The sequence below is a fragment of the Ligilactobacillus sp. LYQ60 genome, from assembly GCF_045033015.1.
Lineage (GTDB): Bacteria > Bacillota > Bacilli > Lactobacillales > Lactobacillaceae > Ligilactobacillus.
Window position 1 is genome coordinate 546,514 of record NZ_JBJFZV010000001.1, and the last position, 20,560, is coordinate 567,073.

At 45.4% G+C, this 20,560-nt stretch carries 35 protein-coding genes; 6 read left to right on the forward strand and 29 right to left on the reverse strand.

The annotated features are described in order from the left end of the window. Positions 1-66 precede the first annotated feature (66 nt). The 7 genes from ACI3EZ_RS02710 to ACI3EZ_RS02740 form a co-directional block, all read right to left on the reverse strand. Positions 67-1,056 (reverse strand): hypothetical protein, encoded by a 990-nt coding sequence (locus ACI3EZ_RS02710; protein WP_405025421.1) that lies wholly within the window; start codon positions 1,054-1,056, stop codon positions 67-69. Next, positions 1,034-2,707: a phage portal protein gene (locus ACI3EZ_RS02715; protein WP_405025422.1), complete on the reverse strand. Its 1,674-nt coding sequence runs from the start codon at positions 2,705-2,707 to the stop codon at positions 1,034-1,036. Before ACI3EZ_RS02715 ends, ACI3EZ_RS02710 begins: the two co-directional genes overlap by 23 nt. After that, positions 2,707-4,011, reverse strand: a complete 1,305-nt coding sequence (locus tag ACI3EZ_RS02720; protein WP_405025423.1) for a PBSX family phage terminase large subunit — start codon at positions 4,009-4,011, stop codon at positions 2,707-2,709. Before ACI3EZ_RS02720 ends, ACI3EZ_RS02715 begins: the two co-directional genes overlap by 1 nt. Continuing rightward, entirely contained in the window at positions 3,980-4,501 is a 522-nt protein-coding gene (locus ACI3EZ_RS02725) for a terminase small subunit (RefSeq protein WP_405025424.1), read from the reverse strand. Before ACI3EZ_RS02725 ends, ACI3EZ_RS02720 begins: the two co-directional genes overlap by 32 nt. Positions 4,502-4,649: 148 nt before the next feature. Beyond that, positions 4,650-4,832, reverse strand: coding sequence for a hypothetical protein (locus tag ACI3EZ_RS02730; protein ID WP_405025462.1), 183 nt, complete (start codon positions 4,830-4,832; stop codon positions 4,650-4,652). A gap of 26 nt (positions 4,833-4,858) precedes the next feature. Further along, positions 4,859-5,161: a hypothetical protein gene (locus ACI3EZ_RS02735; protein ID WP_405025425.1), complete on the reverse strand. Its 303-nt coding sequence runs from the start codon at positions 5,159-5,161 to the stop codon at positions 4,859-4,861. Beyond that, positions 5,161-5,721, reverse strand: a complete 561-nt coding sequence (locus ACI3EZ_RS02740; RefSeq protein WP_405025426.1) for a hypothetical protein — start codon at positions 5,719-5,721, stop codon at positions 5,161-5,163. Before ACI3EZ_RS02740 ends, ACI3EZ_RS02735 begins: the two co-directional genes overlap by 1 nt. Positions 5,722-5,885: 164 nt before the next feature. Between ACI3EZ_RS02740 and ACI3EZ_RS02745 the strand changes: the two genes are divergently transcribed. Beyond that, a complete protein-coding gene (locus ACI3EZ_RS02745; protein ID WP_405025427.1) occupies positions 5,886-6,047 on the forward strand; it encodes a hypothetical protein in 162 nt (53 codons plus the stop codon). Between the two features lie 679 nt (positions 6,048-6,726). Here the strand turns inward: ACI3EZ_RS02745 and ACI3EZ_RS02750 are convergent. From ACI3EZ_RS02750 to ACI3EZ_RS02855, 22 genes are all read right to left on the reverse strand, one after another. Next, entirely contained in the window at positions 6,727-7,158 is a 432-nt protein-coding gene (locus tag ACI3EZ_RS02750; protein ID WP_405025428.1) for an ArpU family phage packaging/lysis transcriptional regulator, read from the reverse strand. A 487-nt stretch (positions 7,159-7,645) separates the two neighbouring features. Beyond that, complete coding sequence (locus ACI3EZ_RS02755; RefSeq protein ID WP_405025429.1) at positions 7,646-8,290, reverse strand: hypothetical protein; 645 nt, start codon at positions 8,288-8,290, stop codon at positions 7,646-7,648. Then, positions 8,290-8,991: a MazG-like family protein gene (locus tag ACI3EZ_RS02760; RefSeq protein ID WP_405025430.1), complete on the reverse strand. Its 702-nt coding sequence runs from the start codon at positions 8,989-8,991 to the stop codon at positions 8,290-8,292. The genes ACI3EZ_RS02755 and ACI3EZ_RS02760 overlap by 1 nt, the downstream gene beginning before the upstream one ends. Beyond that, a complete protein-coding gene (locus ACI3EZ_RS02765; protein ID WP_405025431.1) occupies positions 8,991-9,221 on the reverse strand; it encodes a DUF3310 domain-containing protein in 231 nt (76 codons plus the stop codon). Before ACI3EZ_RS02765 ends, ACI3EZ_RS02760 begins: the two co-directional genes overlap by 1 nt. 36 nt (positions 9,222-9,257) lie before the next feature. Beyond that, positions 9,258-9,479 (reverse strand): hypothetical protein, encoded by a 222-nt coding sequence (locus ACI3EZ_RS02770; RefSeq protein ID WP_405025432.1) that lies wholly within the window; start codon positions 9,477-9,479, stop codon positions 9,258-9,260. Further along, positions 9,476-9,727, reverse strand: a complete 252-nt coding sequence (locus ACI3EZ_RS02775; RefSeq protein WP_405025433.1) for a hypothetical protein — start codon at positions 9,725-9,727, stop codon at positions 9,476-9,478. Before ACI3EZ_RS02775 ends, ACI3EZ_RS02770 begins: the two co-directional genes overlap by 4 nt. Then, positions 9,714-10,022 (reverse strand): hypothetical protein, encoded by a 309-nt coding sequence (locus ACI3EZ_RS02780; protein WP_405025434.1) that lies wholly within the window; start codon positions 10,020-10,022, stop codon positions 9,714-9,716. Before ACI3EZ_RS02780 ends, ACI3EZ_RS02775 begins: the two co-directional genes overlap by 14 nt. Then, the gene (locus tag ACI3EZ_RS02785; RefSeq protein WP_405025463.1) at positions 10,022-10,438 is read right to left on the reverse strand and encodes a RusA family crossover junction endodeoxyribonuclease; all 417 of its coding nucleotides are present in this window, start codon (positions 10,436-10,438) and stop codon (positions 10,022-10,024) included. The genes ACI3EZ_RS02780 and ACI3EZ_RS02785 overlap by 1 nt, the downstream gene beginning before the upstream one ends. A gap of 105 nt (positions 10,439-10,543) precedes the next feature. After that, the gene (locus ACI3EZ_RS02790; protein ID WP_405025435.1) at positions 10,544-10,723 is read right to left on the reverse strand and encodes a hypothetical protein; all 180 of its coding nucleotides are present in this window, start codon (positions 10,721-10,723) and stop codon (positions 10,544-10,546) included. A 2-nt stretch (positions 10,724-10,725) separates the two neighbouring features. After that, positions 10,726-11,517, reverse strand: a complete 792-nt coding sequence (locus tag ACI3EZ_RS02795; protein WP_405025436.1) for an ATP-binding protein — start codon at positions 11,515-11,517, stop codon at positions 10,726-10,728. A 12-nt stretch (positions 11,518-11,529) separates the two neighbouring features. After that, positions 11,530-12,378 carry a conserved phage C-terminal domain-containing protein gene (locus ACI3EZ_RS02800; protein WP_405025437.1) on the reverse strand — a complete coding sequence of 283 codons (849 nt, stop codon included), beginning with the start codon at positions 12,376-12,378 and terminating at the stop codon, positions 11,530-11,532. After that, positions 12,371-12,622, reverse strand: coding sequence for a hypothetical protein (locus ACI3EZ_RS02805; RefSeq protein WP_405025438.1), 252 nt, complete (start codon positions 12,620-12,622; stop codon positions 12,371-12,373). Before ACI3EZ_RS02805 ends, ACI3EZ_RS02800 begins: the two co-directional genes overlap by 8 nt. A 12-nt stretch (positions 12,623-12,634) precedes the next feature. Then, positions 12,635-12,901, reverse strand: a complete 267-nt coding sequence (locus ACI3EZ_RS02810) for a hypothetical protein (protein WP_405025439.1) — start codon at positions 12,899-12,901, stop codon at positions 12,635-12,637. Positions 12,902-12,915: 14 nt separating this feature from the next. After that, positions 12,916-13,368, reverse strand: coding sequence for a single-stranded DNA-binding protein (locus tag ACI3EZ_RS02815; RefSeq protein WP_405025440.1), 453 nt, complete (start codon positions 13,366-13,368; stop codon positions 12,916-12,918). Between the two features lie 13 nt (positions 13,369-13,381). Beyond that, positions 13,382-13,906: an NUMOD4 domain-containing protein gene (locus ACI3EZ_RS02820; protein ID WP_405025441.1), complete on the reverse strand. Its 525-nt coding sequence runs from the start codon at positions 13,904-13,906 to the stop codon at positions 13,382-13,384. Continuing rightward, positions 13,890-14,561 (reverse strand): putative HNHc nuclease, encoded by a 672-nt coding sequence (locus tag ACI3EZ_RS02825; protein ID WP_405025442.1) that lies wholly within the window; start codon positions 14,559-14,561, stop codon positions 13,890-13,892. Before ACI3EZ_RS02825 ends, ACI3EZ_RS02820 begins: the two co-directional genes overlap by 17 nt. Then, positions 14,539-15,273, reverse strand: a complete 735-nt coding sequence (locus ACI3EZ_RS02830; protein WP_405025443.1) for a DUF1071 domain-containing protein — start codon at positions 15,271-15,273, stop codon at positions 14,539-14,541. The genes ACI3EZ_RS02825 and ACI3EZ_RS02830 overlap by 23 nt, the downstream gene beginning before the upstream one ends. A gap of 2 nt (positions 15,274-15,275) precedes the next feature. Beyond that, positions 15,276-16,178 carry a DUF1351 domain-containing protein gene (locus ACI3EZ_RS02835; protein WP_405025444.1) on the reverse strand — a complete coding sequence of 301 codons (903 nt, stop codon included), beginning with the start codon at positions 16,176-16,178 and terminating at the stop codon, positions 15,276-15,278. Continuing rightward, a complete protein-coding gene (locus tag ACI3EZ_RS02840) occupies positions 16,175-16,414 on the reverse strand; it encodes a hypothetical protein (RefSeq protein ID WP_405025445.1) in 240 nt (79 codons plus the stop codon). The genes ACI3EZ_RS02835 and ACI3EZ_RS02840 overlap by 4 nt, the downstream gene beginning before the upstream one ends. After that, positions 16,395-16,565: a hypothetical protein gene (locus ACI3EZ_RS02845; RefSeq protein WP_405025446.1), complete on the reverse strand. Its 171-nt coding sequence runs from the start codon at positions 16,563-16,565 to the stop codon at positions 16,395-16,397. Before ACI3EZ_RS02845 ends, ACI3EZ_RS02840 begins: the two co-directional genes overlap by 20 nt. 82 nt (positions 16,566-16,647) lie before the next feature. Continuing rightward, complete coding sequence (locus tag ACI3EZ_RS02850) at positions 16,648-16,989, reverse strand: DUF771 domain-containing protein (protein ID WP_405025447.1); 342 nt, start codon at positions 16,987-16,989, stop codon at positions 16,648-16,650. A gap of 54 nt (positions 16,990-17,043) precedes the next feature. Continuing rightward, on the reverse strand, positions 17,044-17,250 hold the full coding sequence (locus ACI3EZ_RS02855; RefSeq protein WP_405025448.1) for a helix-turn-helix domain-containing protein: 207 nt from the start codon (positions 17,248-17,250) through the stop codon (positions 17,044-17,046). 160 nt (positions 17,251-17,410) lie between these two features. Between ACI3EZ_RS02855 and ACI3EZ_RS02860 the strand changes: the two genes are divergently transcribed. The 5 genes from ACI3EZ_RS02860 (at position 17,411) to ACI3EZ_RS02880 (ending at position 20,405) form a co-directional block, all read left to right on the forward strand. Beyond that, positions 17,411-17,743 (forward strand): helix-turn-helix domain-containing protein, encoded by a 333-nt coding sequence (locus tag ACI3EZ_RS02860; protein WP_405025449.1) that lies wholly within the window; start codon positions 17,411-17,413, stop codon positions 17,741-17,743. Further along, complete coding sequence (locus tag ACI3EZ_RS02865; protein WP_405025450.1) at positions 17,744-18,169, forward strand: ImmA/IrrE family metallo-endopeptidase; 426 nt, start codon at positions 17,744-17,746, stop codon at positions 18,167-18,169. A 43-nt stretch (positions 18,170-18,212) separates the two neighbouring features. Further along, positions 18,213-18,800: a PH domain-containing protein gene (locus ACI3EZ_RS02870; RefSeq protein ID WP_405025451.1), complete on the forward strand. Its 588-nt coding sequence runs from the start codon at positions 18,213-18,215 to the stop codon at positions 18,798-18,800. Positions 18,801-18,818: 18 nt separating this feature from the next. Further along, positions 18,819-19,250 carry a hypothetical protein gene (locus ACI3EZ_RS02875; RefSeq protein WP_405025452.1) on the forward strand — a complete coding sequence of 144 codons (432 nt, stop codon included), beginning with the start codon at positions 18,819-18,821 and terminating at the stop codon, positions 19,248-19,250. A 69-nt stretch (positions 19,251-19,319) separates the two neighbouring features. Then, positions 19,320-20,405, forward strand: coding sequence for a tyrosine-type recombinase/integrase (locus tag ACI3EZ_RS02880; protein WP_405025453.1), 1,086 nt, complete (start codon positions 19,320-19,322; stop codon positions 20,403-20,405). Positions 20,406-20,560 lie beyond the last annotated feature (155 nt).

Here is a 20,560-nt window from a genome sequence, read left to right on the forward strand (position 1 = left end):
GATTCCGTTTAGCGCCCGTCGGCGATAAAAAAATAAGCCTTTTAACGTCTTACTTGGGACAAGATATTAAATTGCTGGCTCAATGTTGCACCCACAATACGGATGATAGGGCGGTGCGTTCACGCCGTGCTGCAAATCATCAATGTACGCCGCCTTGGCGTCCATCCCCATACAATACCGACACACGTTATTAGAATGCCGGGTGTACGTTTTAAATCGCTTGTAACCCATGTGTTTAAATGCCGCCGCCGACGCTTGAACCTGCCGGGCTTTTAACTCAGTCACAAAAATACGCTGGAAGTTCTTAGCTTCTTTTGAGAATGACTGACTGACCGCACGTTCCCACTTGCCGTCCAGCAAATCTTTCTGCTGGTTCTTGGCGATCACCTTGCGCACCTTATCCTTGAGTACGTTTTGGTTGACGTTATTCTTCAACGCAAAATCAATCACGTTATCTAAGTCCATACTCATCTCGTTAACGTGGTGGTAAATCAACTCAACTGGTGACTTATCCGTGGCGTTACGGTAAGCAATCTTCGCTAGTGCTTTTCGGGTTGCTTGCGGGTGATATCGATCAAAGTTCGTGTGCATGAGTTCGTCCATTTCAGCACTATGTTTAATTGGTGCCGGCTTAACATCATGTGAAACCACGTTTGCAATCTTATCGACCACATCGGACTGCTTATCGGTTAAGGCGTTGTACACGTCCAACCCCAATTTAGCGTTATTCACCCGTGACTGGAGTTTTGCAACGTCTGCATTAGTCTTGTACGGTAGATCGTTTAATATCAAACCACACGCCGCCGACAAGCCCTCTACGCCGTTTTGCTCTGCCTTGTGAACTTCTACCTGCAACTGCTTTAGATCATTCAGAACACGTACTACATCCTCCGGCTTAGCGTCTGCATTCCACTGAATACCGTTGTTGATGTAATAGCTTAAATCAGCAACCTGCTTCCCTTTAGCGGCACTCACCAACCGCAATAACTCCTTAACGCTCTTGTCATTCGGATTAAATACCCGGTTCAGGTCGTTAATCAGTTTCTGCTGGTTCATTTTCATCACCCTTTACCGGTTGTTCAACCACTGCCGGTTCACCCGTGGCAAACACCTTACCAATCCCTGTCACGCCCTGATTGTAGGCGTCCGTAGCGTTCTGTTGCTTAACCGTTTCGTCATCGTCCCGCTGTTGCTCCGTATCTGCTGAAACTCCCGTAATTGGCTCAGCTAACTCACGCAATGTTTCGGCACTGAACAATCCGGTAGCGTTCAACGTCTGCACCAGCAACGCCGTTTCTTGGTCGTTCTTCGGCAGGTTCGGCACGAAGTTCGGTTGGATGACCTGCGCCAACGTAGCCGTATTGACTGCCTGCGGTAGGATATTCAGCTTCTGCCAGTACGCCACACAAGCGCATAGCCGACTGAACAACCCCTTTTTGTATAAGGCTTCCTGAATTTTCCGCTCTTGGTCTGCGCCCCAGAGCTTGTAGCTCATGGCAACCCCAGAAGCGTTAGAAGCGAAGTTCGGGTCATTAACGTTCGGCGTGTTCGTGTACTTGTGAACCTCGCCAATCAAGAAGTCGGTGTACTCTTTCCAACCATCACTGTCGTACGTCTTCGTTAGGTACTTGGCGTCTGGGTTTACCATTGCTCGTCCGCCGTTGATACCCGTTGGCTGGGCGTACGGCTCCAAGTACCACAAATGGTTGTGTGGGTTGACGTTCGGGTGCGCTGGCTCCAGCACAATCGGTTGTCCGTCCGCACCGATTACCTTCTTTCCGTCCTTATCCAGCTTATACACTGGTTCAGTCAGGTTGGCGAACTTACCCGTCAAAATAATGTTGGCGTTGTCGAAATCGTCCTGAAAATCGGCCATGCTCGATACGCTGTCATCCAGTGCGTCAATCAAATCAAGCTCCGGCTCCCAGTCACCCGTCCGTTCATCATTGTTGTAGTATTCGGTCATCGGTACCCGACCGAAAAACAACGGCTCTTGGCTATCCAGCACGGCGTACGGCATAGGCGTATTCATTTCCGGAAAACCACCGTCAGTGTGGAAGCGGAACACCGTATCGCTGGTGTAAATCTCGTACTGTTCCACCAGGTCATTATCCAGTACGCCAGTCTGGTAATACCGCACCGCAAACAACGGCTGTTCCTTCACGCTGTCGTCATAGACAACAAACGCTGTTTCCGGGTCAACAACCGCTAAATTCAGCGTGGTTTCACCCGGGTTCACAAACACCAGATCATACGCCCGACCACACACCGACAAATCTTTCTTAATCTGTTCCTCAATGTAGCTCTCATCGCTCGTCTGGTTGAACACCTGCAACTGTTCGTCCAACTTATCAGCAACGCTCTGCTGAACGCTGCCCGTCTGTTGCACTTTAAACTGAATATCGTTACCCAAGAAGTACCCAACCCGGATATTAGTAATGTAACGGGCGAACGCACTCGCAATCTTATTGTTGGAGTGATACGGGTTCGGACTGTCCGCCTTGTTCTTAATGTCGTTCTGCGCCAAGTAGTACTGCTTTAACTCCTGAATGCGTGGCACTTGGTAATTCTGGTGGTTTTGAATAAACTGGTACGCCAACTCCATTAAGGCATTCGGGTTATCCTTAATTGCATTAAAACGGGTAACTGGCACTCGATACACTCGGTTTGCCTGCCCGTTAAAACGCTGTTTTTTCTCAATCTTCATCAGTAGTTAACCCCCATTCTTTCGCCAATTTCGTATTGCTCGTTCCAGTTGACACCCAACGACCCGTCATAGTCATTCAAATATGGACGCATGGCATAACGAAGGGCGTCAATTTCGTGGTTATTTTCGTCCTTCGGCGTGTTCAACGTGTTGCCTAACTTGTCGCTGTCAAACACGTACGAATTAAGCTCACGCCACAGGTTCTTACATTTCGGATGAACGTGTATCTGATACTGCCATAGTTGGTCGATACCAACCTCAATCGGTGTCTTCTGCACACTCACCGCATTAACGACCCCGCAATCATTCAACTGGGCTGTTCGTTCCGGGTTCGCACTATCGCAATAGATATTCGCTCGCTCGTAACCGTGTGACTTCAACCACTCCGCCGTGTTCGGCGTTGTCTGGTGGTGACTGTACATCTCGTCATATACCCACAGCTCTTTGTGCCTGCGGTCAATCGCCACCGCAACAAAGGCGTTCGGGTCTGAACCGAAACCGTAGTCCAAACCAAAAGAAGCTAACCCGCATTCGGTTAGCTTCTCTTGAATATTAAACTCTTGCTGGTCGATATTGTCCTCGAACACCAGCCCTTCGGTTATTCCCCAATCACCGTCACACGCAACCTTCGCTCGTCTAGGGTTTGTCCGGTACAAGTCAAGGTAGCGTTGCTTATCCTGCTCGTCTAACCACTCATTACACCGAAACGTGGTTGTCAGGCTGAACGTATCACTCAACCGGGTATCTTCATCGAAAAACGTCCGCTTCAACCAATGATTTTCGTTCCACGGATTAAACGTCACCGTAATCTGCTTAAAGCCTTCCGGGTCATCAATTTTCCCACGAATACTTTCGGCCAACGTCTGGAGCTTGTCTTGGCTCTCAATTTCATACGCTTCTTCGACCCACACAAACGAAAGCACGCCATGTGTCACGGAAACGGACGTCAGCTTTAATTCCTTATCCAGCCCCCGAAACATGATCTTTTGCCCGGTTGGTTTGTATACAATCTCGGGCATGGACGGGTTCAGCTTGAACAAATGCTGGGCGTGGAACTTATTGATTGCCCACACTAAATCACTGTACGTTGATTGCCGGTTTGTATTTGAGTATCGCCGGACAACTAACACGTTGCTCCACGGATAACGCATAATGCGGTAGATCATGTTCAGTGCCGTGGTCTTGCTCTTTTTGCTGGCACGAGAGCCTTTGACGACACGGTAAAAGTGCTTATCGTGCCAGTAAACGTTATACCCGCCACCGACAATCGTATTAAGACTGTTCGTCACCTGTGCCACTTTCATCGTCCCCCAAATCATCAACGAACTTGATAGCCGTTATCCCAGCATTGCCGCTTTCCTCCATTGCCTTTGCCCGTTGCTCCGAAATACGTGCGTCTGCCTTGAGTTTCCGTAACTGCTGTTCAACAACCGGATCATTGCCCGGATAACGCTTCATTAATTCCTTACCAGCCTGTATTCTTGTTTTTAAATCAGCTTCCTTCACCGTCTGCTTCATGCCCAGCGGTGTTGAAACGACCACTGTTTCTTTTGTTTCGCCGCGCATAACGGATGAATAGAACTCCATGACTTCCCTTGCGTCGGCGATTTTGTGCGATTCAATCTCTCTACGCTTCTCGGCAATGTAGTCCTTAATTCCAACCTTTTCCAACAAGCTGGACGATTTCGCCTTAGCGTAGTTTTTGGAGTAACCCGCCTTAATCGCCGACTGATAGGCGTTTCCGCTTCGCAAATACTCATCTGCGAAAAGTATTTGTTTTTGTGTTACTTTCATGGCAATTCTACTCACCTCCTTTACCGGTGTGCTGAACATCAACCAATCAAAAAAGGCGACAGCATTTCGCTATCGCCATTCTTTACGCTATCAATATACACTCTTGTTTGTCCGGTGTGTGTCCGGTCTTTTTCCAGTAAATGTCCGGTCAGTTTCCGATTTCTAATTGCTTCTTGCGTTCATCAATCAAACTTAGCAACTCGTCTAGATCATCAGCAGTTGCCTTGTTGCGGATAAATCCTCGTGCCGCCGACCGTGCATTGAGATACCTTATACGTTCCTTATTATTCTGATTCCATTTTTTATTCGCCTTTTTTCGGGCTTCTGACATTACCACGCAAATCACCCTATCTATTATTACATCAACGCATCTTGTTTCTCTAGAGCAGCTAGTAACTCATCAAGCGTCATTAATTCGTGCTTGGTTTTATCAAGTGATGCGATTTGTTCGTTGTATGACTTAACTAATCCCGAATACTCATCGTCAGTCATGTATTCGTCCCGCTCTGGTTTTTCGGCGTAAACGTAGTCTGTGATGAACAGTTTGTCAAAATCCGGGAACAACGAATAGATGGCGTAGACCTCCATCCGTTCGCCGAACACCGAAATATCCTCTTTGACTTCGGCAATTAGATCTGTACTATCGTAACTCACAAACATTAGTAATACCCCCCGTTATCGTGGTCAGCAATTCGTATCTCCTGTTTCAAGTAAGACGTCTTGTTAAAGTCGAACATGCTGTCGTTCTGGTGCTTACGACGAATTGACTGCAATTCTCTCGCCTGCTCCTCAACACTAGCAGGAACTTGTGTTAAGTACAAGGACGGCGTGTGCAATTGTCCGCCATAACGATACCATGCCGAGTGGCTTGTTTTCGTCTTAATCGTAACCCATTTAGTATTTTTATCCGTGTTCATAAACGCATTATCTACAATTTCCACCAGCTCTAACGCCCGCGCTGTATCTACTTCCCGCTCAGATTCAATCTGTAACTCTTGTTGTAGCAGCTCTTCCGCCCTTTCGTTGATAATCGCCAACGATGATCTCTGTGGCTTTGACACCTTACCCTTGTTAGTAAACCGAGTAAACAATCGCTCTTTTTCTTGACAATCAACCTCCCAACCATGTTGACCCGGTTCCGCAATTTCTTTCAGACTAAAACCAATCTTACCCGTCTCGTTGTTAATCATGTACTCTACTGTAATTGTTCGATTAATCATCGCTATCGCTCCTTTCGCAATTACCTTACACTCATCATAATACACTCATTAGAGTACATGTCAATATTTTTTTGACAAAAATTCCGATTTGCTTTTAATCCAAAGGACGATTATATTTAATATCGAACACTTGTTCGCATATAACGTTTTGGAGGTATACCTGTATGAAATACAATCAAACCACACTAATTAACGCTGATTACCAATCCCACCTGCGCTATCCGCGAATGCCGAAGAAACAACGAGCTGCAATCTTTACTCCATTCGCTGCTTTAAGTGGGTTTGAAGAAAAAATTCAGCAAGTTTTAAAACAGCATGGTAATTAAAAATAAACAAAAATCACAAATATGTGTTATACTCCTTGACGAAATAAACGACGACATCCAGCATAATGATAAATAAAAAGATTACTGCTGGTAATGTCGCCGTTCAATAGAAACGTGTTGTGAGCCAAAAGAGAAAGTCTTTGGAGACAGAATTTCTCTGGCTCACCCGTGTAGAATAGCATATGTATTATTAACCGTCTACTTAAGTTTTATAGCGGTTTCAAATAATTAATATACTAACCACGGATAGTCCATCTTAATTATCTTGCTACTTGCAAAATTTATAAGACCACCGGAGTTTTTACTCTGGTGGTCTTATTTTATAAGTCAACACAAACTTTCTCTACTAATATAAAGACGACGTTAACAAAGGAAACCTACTATCCGTTAACGTCGCTTTTTTAGAAGAACATAAGGCATAATGCAAAGCACTAAATTAATAAACGGTAAAAAGGAGATTGTTTTGCTATGGTGCCTTATGCACTCCTACCGTTGGGAAGTATATCACTTTATTTATATGGAAGTAAGAATAAAACAGAAAAGCACCGATACAATGTTGGTGCTCTCCTAGTTTCATTTACCGAGCTAAAAGCTATCTCTTAGCAAGACTAATAATACAAGATCAACCCAGATTATGGATGTAAAAATTACACAAAAATTGTGAAAAGTTATTAAAGTTCTAGTCCTGACGGAACACATGTAAATCCCGCCCACCTTTGACGCATTCAAACCGGTCAGCAAACTCGTTCAGTGCTTCCTTCTTCAAGTGTGCGAATTGTGAATGAGAGTATCCGATACTATCGCAAACAATAACGTTCGGTAGATGATTAATATACAGCTTCGTGAGTATGGCCTGTGCCACACTTGAACACCGCATAATTACCATTCCCACCGCATTAATCTCTGTCTTGGCATCAATGTACTTCTGCATTTTTGTTTCGTTTACATTTTCGTAATGCGGATTTTTCGGCATCCCGTCCATGCTTGGTGACTTCAACACGGCTGGGTTTTCGTTCGCTATCCGTAGCAATCTTGCCACGACCACGGACAGGTAATAATCAACTCGCTTGGCGGTTGCGTCATAATCTAACTTTTCTAACAGGTCAATCACACAATCACCTCTTTTAATCAAACAAAACCCGGCGAACCGGGTCTACTACTAAAGCTGTTTTAATGTCACCGGTATCTCCGGCAAATATCGCCAGCGGAATTGCACCACTACCGATAGCACAAATCACGTTTGTTTATTTTTACCGGGTCACCCCGATAAACTGCCGCTGGTGGAGTTGAACCACCACAATACCGGTACGGCAACTGAAACAGTGGAAATTGTAATTGCTTTTCGGCACAGGCTTTCCAAACCTTTTTTATGTGCCGAATTTACGCTCCGGGAGTTGAACCCAGACAAGCTAACCGTAGCCGTAAACCAGATAACTAATTACGCCACCCCTTAGGGTGAATCACTGACAACGGTCACGAACCGTTTGGCAGGCACGGCGTAAGTAAAAGAAACATGTATTTTTGTAATCCTGCGCCAGCGACACAAAGTGAACTGCTTACATACCATATTTTACCTGCTAAGATAACGCTGACGTGCGCTAGATTAAGGTATTTTGGGGGATATTATCGTGATTCATCTTAATTAACGTCCATTGTTTAACTGGGACGGCTTCGTCCAATGCTTTCTTTGTATCAACCCAGTGTAGTCCTGTTGCTAATCTAATATCACCAACATTTTTAGCATAAACAATTTTCCCGTCATTCGACCTTGCCATATAACGATGGTTCATTAACCACCGCCATTCAGCAACATCATCTATGTCAAAGACACCGGTAACGATTGCCCGCATTACGCCGTCGTGGTCACGGTGGATTGCCCTGCCTAAATCACTCACTGATCCACCCTGACGCATAACCTTTATCGCTGCTCGGCGTTCATCATCCGTCAGTGGCTTAACGTGCGCTTGGCTCACCTTATCCAGTTGGAAAAAACAGCGTGCTTTTATACACTCATCAACTTGTGCTAGTGATTCTCGTCCTTGTACTAGCTTCTTTCGTTTTCTTCCCGGAGCTTTATTTGCTCGCTTATTATGGAGTAAACCACACCAACAATTCATCAGCGCTTGCAACTTAACAATTTTGGGATGATCGTCCGGCAATTTTGAATAAGAATGGCCATATTCTCCGTATAACTCACATTCGTAATCGTAGAATGCTGTTTTGGCTCTCTCGATTGCGTCCACTACATATCACCGTCCTTTACGAACGTCCCGTGGATGGTCTTGCCTGTCCGGTTCTTGATATGCGACCACGCCCTATTCCAGCACTTATCCAGCGGAATATCCATTTGCTTGGCGAAAATAACTAGCGTCACTAGCACGTCCCCGAAACTATCCACGATATGCTTGGCATTGCCCTTGAGGTAATCTTCGGTTAGCTCACCGCATTCTTCGTGGAACTTGAGTAACTGCCGGGAGCGCTTGATATTCGCTTGTTTAGCAAATTCTCCGGTATCAGCGTTTCGCTCGATTAGCAGGTGCTTATCGTCTGCCCAGTCGATAACCTTCTTCGTGAAGTCCTCGAAAGTCAGCTGGTGTTCTGGCTGGTACAAATCAAGCACCTTCTGATTAACCTCGGCAACCTCGTCTGCCAGTCGTTCAGTTCGTTTAAACGTGTCCTCGAACGCCTGGTCTGGCTCGCCCTGCGTATCGAACCCAATCGCCGGAATTCCCTCGTCCGTTGGCACGTTGTCACGGTTCAATAACTCTGCCATATCGTCGCTGAACGTAATGTACTCTGAAAACGTCAAATAATCACTTGCCGCCACTTCGGCAAACACACACTCAACGTAACCGCAGTACCATTTTTCATCGCTGACCTTTACCTCTCGCACCCAGCAACGAACTCCGTTGTGCGTCCATGCACTTAATAATCGTGATTCCATTATTTTTCGTCCTCCTTAACATCCTCAAAATCAATCAGCCGTGTTAGATATACCCGTGCTTTTTTCAAATCTTCCAGCCCGTTCTTTTTTTTGAACCGGGTCAGGTACTTAATCACGTTTCCCTTATAGAAACCAGCTACTTCATCAGGCGTCAGCAGTCCATGCTCAAACCGGTCGAACAAGTCGTTACCATCTTTTCCCTTGTAGTAATCAGGCTGTAATTCTGCCATTATCCACGTTCCTCACTTTCGGCTGCTAGTTTACTTTTATAATTCGCACGCCGGGTTGACAACCTTTGCCAACTCTTCGTATAGAATTTGTTCTTTCTGCTGTTTCGTTAAATGGCATTCAACACTTTTCATCTCCAACCAAATCGGCGGTAGATCATCGTGGAAAAACAGTTCTTCGCTGTACTTCCGTTCCCACTCTGCCGACCGCCGTAACGGGTCGCCGGAAATATAGTCCCGGTAATACTGTTCCGGTGTCATACTCGTTTCACCTGAACTTTCACGCCTTTTTCCGCCCAATGCTCAATGATTTCCCGCTCCGAAAAGACTCGACAGTGTTTGTTCTTGTTAAACCGTCGAACCTCAATCATGGCAAAATCATCCGCTAGTTTCTGTTTCTCACTCGCACTCATATCTTCTAAGTCTGTTACTAAACCAACACCGCATAAATCAATGCTCAATAAATATTCATAAACGTCAGTCACTTCATACTTACTAATCACATTCATCTTGGTTCGCCTGCTCCTTTCGTATCTCATCAACCGTCCCGCTCGTCAGAAACAACGCTATTTGGTAATCGTTAGGAATTAATCCGGTACTGCATACCCTGATCTGGTGGTCGTCTGAATAATACGTGGCGAACATAATGCGGTTGCGCCACATGACTTCGATACCGTTGTACGTTGGTTCAGCGAACCAGTCCTCACACCCGTTGTCATAAAGCCGGGCTTCCAGTTTCCCAGCGTAGTATTCGTAATCGGGTCGTTTCTCGCTAAAATATTCAGCCACAATCGTCCCTAGCATTATCTATCCTCCTCTACTATGATTTCCGTTGACGGTAATTCACCGTAACGCTTCAATGCCTTAATCTGCGTTATCCGGCTGTCATCGTCCCACAGTAACCCGTTTAATGCGTCCTCCAGCGACTTAATGTAGTTGGACGTGTCCGGCTTCTGTACCGGCTTATGCTTGTTCGTCAACCGCCGGTAGCGTTCTGTCTTGCTAACCGACTTCTGAATGGGACGAAAGAACACAAACGTGACCTTCAACGCCATATCGTGGTACTGCTCAATGCCACGCATTGCCATTGTTTCAGCAACGTATTGCCGTACCAGCTTTTTATATTTGGCTACCTTTGGTGGGTCGTACACCCGTACAAATTTTCCTCGACTGGTGAACCGTGGGCGGGCTTGTTCGACCGGCTCATATGGGATTAACATTCTAACCACGTTAATCACCTCCTGATTGCGTTTTATTGTCTTTATGTGCAATTCCTCTCATCATCACTCAAAACGCTCCTATGGCGCTCTGGGTGAGTTCTAGCGCTACCCCAACTCAATCACTTGTCCTAATGACGTAATCACCTTGTACGGGTGACAACCAACCGGAAGCTCCTCACCCACAACTACTCGTGGGCAGTTATCACCCACAAACCGATATTCGTTACCGTTATCGGTAGTCACCGCCATTGCCCAACCGTTAGCTACTACTCGCACCACTCGCATAACTACACCCCCCTGTGACTGTTCGTCTTTGTCAACCGAATAACCGTGCCGTTTTTCTTCGGTACTAACCTATCTGCTACCCGGTCACCGTATAACTGCACAATGCCGTCCGTATCAAGATTGCTGGTGAGGATATACGGTATCTCGTCATACCGCTTGGCGATTTGCAACAGAGCTTCTTTAATCGTCTGGTACGCACCACCATTTCGGCTCATATCACTTTCTGCCCCTAAATCGTCAAGGACAATCAGGTTTGCCTTGTTAACCGCACTCATTACGCAATGAACCGCATTACTAGCCCGCTCATCACGTTCTAGCCGGGAACGCATAATCACGTCCTTTAGCCGTGCCATTGAGATAAACAGTGGCTTAAACGTCTTGTCGGACTGGTTCGCTTCGTTCAATCGGTTAATCGCACAAATCGCCAGCAACGTCTTTCCGACACCTGGTTTACCTACCAGCAACAGGTTGCCCGTACTGCCGTCCAACCACGCCGGGATAAGCTCACCAACTACCTTGCGGGCAGCTTGCTTATATTCCGCACTGGAGTTCTGATCTAACTGGTTGAACGTTTTACAGAACTCCTTACGACTATCGACCAACGAACACCTGCGCAGAAATTGTTGCTTTTCTTGGCGCAGAAACTGTGCTGTTAATTCCCGTTCCTCTTTTGCTTTGCGCTTCTGGCGTTCTTCCGGCGTTTCCCGACGGTTAATCACGTCCAACGGCACTCCGTGTTCTCGGGCAAGGCGTATCAACACCCGCTTATTCAACAAGGAACATGTGCTTTGCACCGCAACCACCTCCTACCACGGCAATTCCTTATCGTGAACTTCGCCCAAGTCCTCCAGTGATTTCTGATAGGCTTCGTCCTGCTCTTTTGCCAACTTGGCGTAATCAGTGCCAACTACTATGCCGTCACCACCAACCCGTGGCGTACTTCGTTCGTTCAGGTAGCCCTCGAACTTCGTTCCAAACAGTGTTTCCGGACGCAGGTACTTTTCCATCTTCCGGTCGCCCAACCATTCATCCGCCTTGTTATCAATAACTCGTTTAAAGTCATCAACCGTAAAGCCTTCATTCAATCTGGCTTTAATCAACGTCTGTGTTTTACGGGTGGTTGCTCGATAGTGTGTGCCAACCCGTTTGTTCAGGTAGCCGACAATTTCAGTGGCCTGCTCCAGCTTGCTGGCGGGAGCGGTTTGCCGCTCGACATTATTACTGTTAGTCTCTTGTTTGTTATTCTCTGGTAGTCTATTGGTATTGGTTTGTCCATTTTGGCCTGTTCCATCTGGCCAATCTGGCCTACTCGTCTGTCCATTTTGGACACATCGTCTGTCCAGTAGTTTTGGATAATCAATCCGATACCATTTCGTCTTATCAAACCCTGCCTTATTGAAGTTGGCTGAAATTAAATATCCTTGTTTTTCCAGGCTATTAATCGCCCGACGTAAGGTGTGTTCTCCCCAAAACGGAAATTGTTTATTCCAGTTTTGATACGTGTTGTATATCCACTTATAACCGTCTTGAACATTGTTTGACCGCTGTAACCAGTAGTGGAACTGCTGTAAGACGATTGCTTCATTCAACCCCACCTTGCACGCTAAACTTGGCAAAACTTGTAGCGGTGGTTCTTCGATTAATAAGCTATTCATCGAAATCACCTTCTTCATCTAGGTAACCGGCTTCTGTCAACCGGTTAAGGCACATGCCAACCAGCTTCTCGTTCATCTCGCAGTACTTGGATATTTCCTTTGCGCTCACGTGACGGCTATCTCCGTCCAGCGCTGACAGCAGGAAGTACACCAGCTTGTCGCTATCCATTAGGTGCTTTGTACGCAAAAGCGTACTTGGAACGACCATCCGTTGTTCCCAAAAACATTTTCCGTAACGTGTCATTTAAATCTCCCCCTAACATCCTTTTTTGTCGATTAAGTAACCGTCCGCATACAGGTTGTTAATATTCTCATCAACCGAATATGGATCTAGATGATACCTAGCGGCAAGTTCATCTGCTGTAATCTCCAGTTCCAGTTTCTCCTGCACTTTCGCTAACACCCACACCAACTTGTCCTCGGAAGATAAATTCGCCGACCGCATAAGTGCTAGCGGAATACACACGCTCACAATTTCGCTTCCGGTACGGAATGTTTCCTTGCTTTGCTTCGATTTTGTCATTTAAATCTCCCCCTTTAGAACGGCAAATCTTCGTCGGAAATCGTTGTTGTGCCGCCACCCTGTGGCCAATCAGAACCTCCGCCTTGTTGGTTGCTTTGCGGTTGGTTATTGCTCTGGTTTCCGTTACTCTGCCGGTACTGGTCGTTTTCGGTTTTCGTATCAATGAACCCCCAATTTTCGACAACCACCTTTGTCGTGTAGACCGTGTTCCCGTTCTTGTCCTCGTAGCTTCCAGTTTCAATACGTCCAGTTACCTGCGTCCGGGAACCTTTGTGAAAATGGTTAGCAAAGCTCTCTGCGCTCTTGCGCCAGACAATGCACCGGATGAAGTCGCTCTCGTATTCGCCTTGTGCGTTTTTAAAGTCCCGGGGAACGGCCAGCGTAAACTCACACACTGCCGTTCCGCTCTGCGTGTATCGCAGTTCCGGGTCTTTTGTTAATCGCCCAACTAATGCTGTAATATTCATGATTTCGTCCCCCCTAGATTGTTGCCATTTCTTTTTTCTCGATACGTTTCACCACATATCCGCTAACCTTGTAGCCGTGGGATAATGCACCACTAACTGCGTCACAATGCAGTCCTAACGCCCGTGACGCCTCATTCTCGCCACTGAAATACATCGCCTGTCCGTTTCTTACCAGAACACAAGGACGCTGGAGTGCTCGTACAATGCGTATATGCGCTGTACCATAATTCATGTTTTCTCGTCTGGTTACCCACTCCAAGTTTGCCAACCGGTTGTCGCTCTTAATCTCGTTTCGGTGGTTGACCTCCAACGGATAATTCAGTGGTTTATCGCTAAATGTTGCTAGAACCAACTTGTGAACGTAGAACGCTCGCCGTCCACTATCGTTGTTCAGCTTGATACGGAGATAACCTTTGCCGTTATCGAACGGCTTCAACAACCGCCGGCTGTTCTCCATGCGAACCCGGCCGTAATCTGATACCTGATACAGTCCTTCGTAACCCGGGATATCCTCCCAACGCTCAATACTTCCAACCAATTTGCTTTGCCACCTCCCGATTAACTTTGACTGGCTTGATATGGTATTTCTCGATAAATCGCTTAATGCCAATTTTGTGTTGCTCTGTATGATGAACCCGGCACAAACTCATAACATAATTTCCGCCGTGGTGAACCTTTTCTCGGTTACGTCCCATGCCAACGGCGAACACGTGCGCTCGGTCAGCCGGTCGTCCGCAAATCACGCACCGCCGTTTTCGCAAACACAACATTTGCTTTGGGAAGTAGTCCGGAATGCTCTGCCATGTTTTGTATTTGAACGGAATATCGTACTCGAACATGTACTCAATTAGCACGCTGATAATCAGGTTCGCCTGACTAACACTGCAATCACTCATGCTGAACGGTTCTACTTGGAACGTCCGCTCGGTGATCCACTTGAACATATCTTCGGCTTCTGCCATGAGGTAACCGGTGTAGTCGCAGTAATCACGAAGCAAGGCGAAGAACAGCTTGCGTTGCTCTGGACTAATTACCCGCCCGTCTGCCACTTTTAGCTCGATTACAGGCTTTTTCCCGTTCGCTAATCTATTTACTTTTGCGAGGTCTAAATCATCTGCCAAAGCAACTGATAACGTTTTGCCAGCGACGCTCTCCAGCGTGCCGTAGAAACTAGATTGGGAACTCGGTTTCATCACTTACACCCTCGGCTTCTTGTTGCGCCTGTTGCTGTTCGGCAATAACCTTGTTTAGTGCCTTAATCATCAATGTGGCTTTCTGCAACGGCTCCATTGCACTAAACGTAGCGTCCATTTCACTGGCAACTTTCTGCGCCCGTTGTTGGAACATCTGCGCCAGCTTCTTATCACCGCCAGACGCTTGGCTTAACATCTTTGTGTACGCTTGACGCTTAGCTTTCAACTCCACTTGTTTCTGCTGACTCTCTTTATCCACGCCATTCCGCTTCAAGCTCTCATCAGTCGGTATATCTTCGCCAGCGTATACGTTCAGCCCCAAACCTGCTAACGCAATCGCCTTAACTAAGCACCGCATTTGCGTCTTATTAATCTGAGCGTAGTCAGGTTGTTTAACCGCCTTGTTCCGGCTATCCATGACGTACAGGCTCATTGAGAACGCTTCGCCGTTAATGTTGACTGTCACTGAAACCTCGCACCCCGCATTGGTTAAGCGGTAATCGGTTGTCCCAATCTGAACTGCTTTCCCGTCTACCACTTCAAACTGCGGATATTCCTTGATTTCGTAAGTGCTATTCGGATATAAGCCGGTTAAGATACGCCATGCGTCCGCCCAGCTCAAGTACGACAGCTTCATCTTTTCTTTCAAAAACGGCTTAACGTCTACCGCTGATAACTTCTTGATGATTTCTTCCCGCTTACTTGTCGTCATGGTTATTCAGCCCCTTTCAAAATGGTTTTCCGGCTGGTCTTATAAGTGACTTGTGCGCCACTCTCAATGATTGCTTGGGCGACCTTATCAATGGCTTCCTTCGTCCCCTCCAGCGTGAAAGTAACTTGCTGTATCTCTTGAACGTGTTCGCCTGTTTCTTGATTGACTAATTCTCCATTGCTGGTCTTGCCTAACTGTTCTTTTTGCGCTGCGACTTGTTCCTGTTCAGCTTCCGCCAATGCTTCCCGCTTCTCACAATCCTCATCAATCAGCGCCATTACATCGCTGGCAATTCCGTTCCATTCAGGCGCTAACATCGGGCGGACGTATGGTTCGGCGTCAACGTGCATGTTGTGAGCGTACCGGCGGACAGTTTCGATTGCGTCCTTTTTGTGCAGTGCTACATCAAACGCACCCTTAACGGCTTCAAGCAGTTTCTTCGCTGGCTTCATCGTCTTGGTGAACATGCCCTTGTTTAACCAACTCTTAGTGATTTCAATGTTTTCTGCTGGCACGTGGTAGCTCTCACTCATTTCAGCAATCAACTGCTCCACTACCGCTTTTCGTTCTTCCTGCTCTTTTTCTTCTTCGACGCTAATGCCGTCCTTGAGTTGGGCAACCACCACTGAAAGCTCGTTCGTCCAACCGTCAATCTGTTTTTTGAACTCGTTGTACGGCTTCTCGTATTCTTTATGAATATCAATACGCTTCTGGTTCAGAGCTTTAATCAGCTTATTCAACTCAGCCCGTGACGATTTGCATTCTGCCAACGTTTCCGGCGTTACCACCAGTCCGTCATACTTTTCGACCGCTCGCTTAACCAGTTCTGCAATCTTCTCGTGGTTGTTCAGCTCAATTTTCGCCGGGGTATACGTGACTTTCGGCTGTGCTGTAAGTTCGTTCATTTTGTATTCCTCCGTTCATGTAGCGCTATTTGCTCAAACTCATTTCCTTTATTAATCGTGATTAACATTTCCAGCAGTAATCCTTGCTTTTTAGGCGATAACTCCTTCATTACTCGGTGCAGCCCACCAAAGAAGTATTGACACTGTAATTCTTTTGGCATACACTCACTGATGAAGTTTTTGTTTTTTCGGCCACCGTCTCCAGCGGTGGCTTTTTTAATGCCCTCGTGCTTCATCGGAACGCCCCCAGAAGTAGCCCAACCACCCAGCAATTAAACCAATCATCATACCCAGCCCGTAGAAGCACGTTACATAGCTGAACAGCATGACGAACGAAGCACCCAATGCGAATGCACTAACCAGTAATGAAGCAAATCTCCAATTCATGTTTTGTCCTCCTAATCTTTCGGGATAAGCAACCCCAGAATTAAACCAACGACAATCGCAACTACGTCCTTCCACGTGATCTTTATTCGTAACCCTCCAAGGGTTCGTCCCAATCAATTCGCTTCCAGTTTTCTTCAAACCACTTCCTCGCTCCGCTTGGCTGAACGGAATAACGGTGACCCGTACCTTCACCGAACACACACCAGCCACCATTCTTCCTGTCAATCTCTTGGCGGTTCGGTTTAAGCACAGCCTCCCTTATCCATGGCAATGATTTTGGAATGTGTAGCTCTCGCTTCATATCAGCAAGTCCCCACGTAACACCACGCTCCGTTTCGTCCCTGAGTTCTTGAAGTTCAGTTCGTTTAACTAGCACATATTCCTCGGGAACTTTGATTGATACGTGAGCTTCTAATGTTTGCATGTAATCACCTCATTTCGTTTATTTACGTGTATTAATTACACATTTTGTTTAACTTCAGGCTAAAAAAATATCTACTTCGACATTAAGTGCTTTTGCCATACGCAAAGCAACATCTCCATCAAACTTTTTTCTTCCCGTCAAAATCGCTGACATAACCTGTGGACTATATCCAGCTTTCTCAGCAACAAACGCCTTTTTTAAACCGTTATCCTTAATGTACTGCTTTAAAATCGTTGCGGCGTTTTCTTTAACGATTGCCATTTGCTGTCCCTCCCCTCATCGACATTTTTATAATATTACACAATACGTGTAAGTGCAATACTTTTTTTTACTTTTTGAGAAAAAATATTCCTAAGACGTGTACATTACTATATAATGCAAGTGTTAGTTAAACGATATGAATAGTTAGGGGGTGAAATTTATGAGTGCATTTAGTGAACGATTATCAATGTTACGTACTAAAAAAGGTTGGAGCAAAACACACGTTGCGAAATTATTAGGGATACGTATGCAGACTTACGCTAATTACGAATACGGTTCTCGTGAACCAGATTTTGAGGTAGTATCCAAAATTGCTGAATTATACTCTGTAACTGTCGATTACCTATTAAATGGGCAATCAAAAGAGCGGGTTGAGTTGTCACCTGTAATTGACGACAGTGCAATATTTACCTACGAAGGTAAACGCATACCAAAAAAGGATTTAGAACTCATCAAAAGAATTTTGGAAACAGGAGAATATGGGGATAAGTAGATGAACGAAATTGTGCGTGATTACTTGGAAGGGATAGCCAAGTACAACCGCATTCGTATCTTCTGGGTTGATGAGTTAGATGAATATACGCCACCCTGTTCGCTATCTTACGCAAAGCGAATAGTAATGAACAGACACTGGCACAAGGAACGTGAGATACCATTTCAGTTAGCACATGAGATTGGTCATGTTTTGCTCCACTCAAACTGCGATATTGCATTCTATCGGGCTACATACGGGAGCCGAGCAAAAATTGAATGTGAAGCAAACAAAATGGCGATTGATTTGCTCTTGCCGTTATATTTTAGTGAAAGGGATAGGTCCAAGGCCAATGTAAATGATCTAATGGAATGCTTATTGATACCAGCTCATCTTGAAAACCTGGTAAGAGAACGAATAGAGGGTTACCTATCGTCCAACAGTTGAAGACGTAAAAAGCTACGGAAAATACTTTAAGGGGTTATATATCATGCAACTAAAGTCGCTTAACCGTCTAAAAGGACGAGACAAACAAACAGATAAAATCATTGACCGACTGGAAGAAGTGTGTATTGACAATCATGATGTTTGGCACACAAAAAAAGAGGTGTCACGTCTTAAAGACGTTCTTGATAATGATGAGTTAATTATTTTTGCAACTACGGGCACCGACGAAGACGGGCATACTGTCCTTGCAGTCACCACCGACAAACGTGTATTCCTATATAACGCAAATATGTTTGTTGGTGGGAATATTACGGATATTCCGCTCAATAAAATAAGCGCAGTGTCTATAAATGCAGGGTTGGTACTTGCGGGAATAAAAATTACATCTGATTTTGGAAGCGTCAGCCTGCGCAACATAACGAAAAACTCGGCTAAAAAACTTCGTGATGAACTAAACTCCCAAATAAAAAAATTTAATCAAACAAAAAATCAAAGCTCTAATCGTTCTCCGGAAAAGTCACAAAATTTGTCTGACGTAGAACAAATCAAGCAATTCAAGCAATTACTTGATGATGGAATTTTAACTCAGGAAGAATTTGACGCTAAGAAAAAGCAAATATTAGGACTATAAAAATTTAGGAGAACTAGCATGAAAAAATCTATCGCCCTATCAATCGTACTGTTAGCGTCACTTGGGCTTGCTGGTTGCGGCGGTTCAACTCATCACACGACCGGCCACCACCCTAAAACGCATAAAAGTTCCAGTAAAATCAGTAGTTCAAGTTCAAAGAGTAGTAGTAGCTCATCATCATCATCTCTTTCCAGTCAGGTCAAACAGCAGGCTACCGGTAAGCAACAACCCGCTAACAAGCAGGCAGTTGTACGGAACACTCAACCACAAAACCAGCCTGCTACTGCTAACAATTTGCACGACTTCGTGAATCGCTATGGCATGTCACCCGCCGCTTACAAAATGCAACATGACGGCATGACAGCCCAGCAAGCACTGGACGCTACGCCGGACAATTTGAAAACAACTGGTGAATTACAGTTACAACATAGTATGGAGCAAGGCAATTAACTTTGCTCTCCCCCTATTCGGGGGTTTTATTTAGCATACTAATCGAACGTACGTTCAGGAGGGATGACAATGGCGTTCTACCGCAAACGTGGCAATAAATGGCAAGCACGGATAACATACTATGATAATGGGATAAAAAAAGAAGTGTCTAAAGGCGGGTTTAAAACAAAATCAGAAGCTAAACGCTATGCTGTTGAGATGGAGAATAAACTTAATAGCGGAAAACGACCAACTAACGTTTCGTTCCCCGCTTATTTTGACGATTGGTTTCAAACTTACAAAGAGAGCAGACTAGCAATAAACACAATTAAGCGTTACAACGCTGTCAGCACATTGTTACATATGCAGCTGAACAAGCGCATTGATAAAATCTCCCGCTATGATTATCAGAAACTTATCAATGAATACGGGAAAACACATGCACCGGGAACCGTGCGGAAAGTTAATGCGCTTATCAGATCATGCGTCAACTCGGCAATCTACGACCGTTACATTACCATAGATTTTACGCAGAAAGTTTACCTTACCGGCAACAAGGAAAGGGAACGCAAAGTCGAATACATGAGCGTTAACGAAATCGTACACCTTATTAAGGCATGTAAAGAACGAATGACACCACAAGCGCCCTCGTATTATATGATTTTAACCGCCATCTATACGGGCATGCGTATTGGAGAAATCGCGGCGCTAACATGGAAAGATATTGACTTTACGTGGAACACGGTTAACGTAAATAAAGCGTGGGACTTCATTAATAGTCAATTTAAAAGCACTAAAACAGAAGGAAGTAACCGTACGCTGAAAGTGAATGATGGTTTGCTGGAGTGCTTACACGATTTAAAGGTCAATGATAACGAACTGGTTTTCGCAAAACCGTCTGACGGGTTACCGCCTTCTTATATAGGTGCTAACAAAACTCTCCACAAAGTTATGGCATCGGCAGGAATAACTAAACAAGGGTTCCATTTCCACAGTTTGAGGCACTCACACGTGGCTTACTTGCTGTACAACGGTGTTGATCTATACGCAATCAGTAAACGCCTTGGGCATACCAACATGACAATCACATCGGAGCGTTACGCCTATTTGATAGATGAATACCGAGCTAAAAGTGATAATCAAATTGAACAGCTATTAGACAGACTGAAATGTTGACCGTTATTTTGACCGTTATTTACAAAAAGTAGTAATTAATATCAATAGATTTCTACACTTACGCAGGAATTAAAAAATGGGTAAACCCGCTATTCTTGGTAAACCCGTTTCCCATAATTATTTATAATATTTGCTCTTGAATCCCTTGCAAGAAC

Bases quoted from the DNA above. Each gene is read 5' to 3' on its own strand.
- ACI3EZ_RS02710 (WP_405025421.1), bottom strand. From the start codon at position 1,056: ATGAACCAGCAGAAACTGATTAACGACCTGAACCGGGTATTTAATCCG.
- ACI3EZ_RS02715 (WP_405025422.1), bottom strand. From the start codon at position 2,707: ATGAAGATTGAGAAAAAACAGCGTTTTAACGGGCAGGCAAACCGAGTG.
- ACI3EZ_RS02720 (WP_405025423.1), bottom strand. From the start codon at position 4,011: ATGAAAGTGGCACAGGTGACGAACAGTCTTAATACGATTGTCGGTGGC.
- ACI3EZ_RS02725 (WP_405025424.1), bottom strand. From the start codon at position 4,501: ATGAAAGTAACACAAAAACAAATACTTTTCGCAGATGAGTATTTGCGA.
- ACI3EZ_RS02730 (WP_405025462.1), bottom strand. From the start codon at position 4,832: ATGTCAGAAGCCCGAAAAAAGGCGAATAAAAAATGGAATCAGAATAAT.
- ACI3EZ_RS02735 (WP_405025425.1), bottom strand. From the start codon at position 5,161: ATGTTTGTGAGTTACGATAGTACAGATCTAATTGCCGAAGTCAAAGAG.
- ACI3EZ_RS02740 (WP_405025426.1), bottom strand. From the start codon at position 5,721: ATGATTAATCGAACAATTACAGTAGAGTACATGATTAACAACGAGACG.
- ACI3EZ_RS02745 (WP_405025427.1), top strand. From the start codon at position 5,886: ATGAAATACAATCAAACCACACTAATTAACGCTGATTACCAATCCCAC.
- ACI3EZ_RS02760 (WP_405025430.1), bottom strand. From the start codon at position 8,991: ATGGAATCACGATTATTAAGTGCATGGACGCACAACGGAGTTCGTTGC.
- ACI3EZ_RS02765 (WP_405025431.1), bottom strand. From the start codon at position 9,221: ATGGCAGAATTACAGCCTGATTACTACAAGGGAAAAGATGGTAACGAC.
- ACI3EZ_RS02770 (WP_405025432.1), bottom strand. From the start codon at position 9,479: ATGACACCGGAACAGTATTACCGGGACTATATTTCCGGCGACCCGTTA.
- ACI3EZ_RS02775 (WP_405025433.1), bottom strand. From the start codon at position 9,727: ATGAATGTGATTAGTAAGTATGAAGTGACTGACGTTTATGAATATTTA.
- ACI3EZ_RS02780 (WP_405025434.1), bottom strand. From the start codon at position 10,022: ATGCTAGGGACGATTGTGGCTGAATATTTTAGCGAGAAACGACCCGAT.
- ACI3EZ_RS02785 (WP_405025463.1), bottom strand. From the start codon at position 10,438: ATGTTAATCCCATATGAGCCGGTCGAACAAGCCCGCCCACGGTTCACC.
- ACI3EZ_RS02790 (WP_405025435.1), bottom strand. From the start codon at position 10,723: ATGCGAGTGGTGCGAGTAGTAGCTAACGGTTGGGCAATGGCGGTGACT.
- ACI3EZ_RS02800 (WP_405025437.1), bottom strand. From the start codon at position 12,378: ATGAATAGCTTATTAATCGAAGAACCACCGCTACAAGTTTTGCCAAGT.
- ACI3EZ_RS02805 (WP_405025438.1), bottom strand. From the start codon at position 12,622: ATGACACGTTACGGAAAATGTTTTTGGGAACAACGGATGGTCGTTCCA.
- ACI3EZ_RS02810 (WP_405025439.1), bottom strand. From the start codon at position 12,901: ATGACAAAATCGAAGCAAAGCAAGGAAACATTCCGTACCGGAAGCGAA.
- ACI3EZ_RS02815 (WP_405025440.1), bottom strand. From the start codon at position 13,368: ATGAATATTACAGCATTAGTTGGGCGATTAACAAAAGACCCGGAACTG.
- ACI3EZ_RS02825 (WP_405025442.1), bottom strand. From the start codon at position 14,561: ATGAAACCGAGTTCCCAATCTAGTTTCTACGGCACGCTGGAGAGCGTC.
- ACI3EZ_RS02830 (WP_405025443.1), bottom strand. From the start codon at position 15,273: ATGACGACAAGTAAGCGGGAAGAAATCATCAAGAAGTTATCAGCGGTA.
- ACI3EZ_RS02835 (WP_405025444.1), bottom strand. From the start codon at position 16,178: ATGAACGAACTTACAGCACAGCCGAAAGTCACGTATACCCCGGCGAAA.
- ACI3EZ_RS02840 (WP_405025445.1), bottom strand. From the start codon at position 16,414: ATGAAGCACGAGGGCATTAAAAAAGCCACCGCTGGAGACGGTGGCCGA.
- ACI3EZ_RS02845 (WP_405025446.1), bottom strand. From the start codon at position 16,565: ATGAATTGGAGATTTGCTTCATTACTGGTTAGTGCATTCGCATTGGGT.
- ACI3EZ_RS02850 (WP_405025447.1), bottom strand. From the start codon at position 16,989: ATGCAAACATTAGAAGCTCACGTATCAATCAAAGTTCCCGAGGAATAT.
- ACI3EZ_RS02855 (WP_405025448.1), bottom strand. From the start codon at position 17,250: ATGGCAATCGTTAAAGAAAACGCCGCAACGATTTTAAAGCAGTACATT.
- ACI3EZ_RS02860 (WP_405025449.1), top strand. From the start codon at position 17,411: ATGAGTGCATTTAGTGAACGATTATCAATGTTACGTACTAAAAAAGGT.
- ACI3EZ_RS02865 (WP_405025450.1), top strand. From the start codon at position 17,744: ATGAACGAAATTGTGCGTGATTACTTGGAAGGGATAGCCAAGTACAAC.
- ACI3EZ_RS02870 (WP_405025451.1), top strand. From the start codon at position 18,213: ATGCAACTAAAGTCGCTTAACCGTCTAAAAGGACGAGACAAACAAACA.
- ACI3EZ_RS02875 (WP_405025452.1), top strand. From the start codon at position 18,819: ATGAAAAAATCTATCGCCCTATCAATCGTACTGTTAGCGTCACTTGGG.
- ACI3EZ_RS02880 (WP_405025453.1), top strand. From the start codon at position 19,320: ATGGCGTTCTACCGCAAACGTGGCAATAAATGGCAAGCACGGATAACA.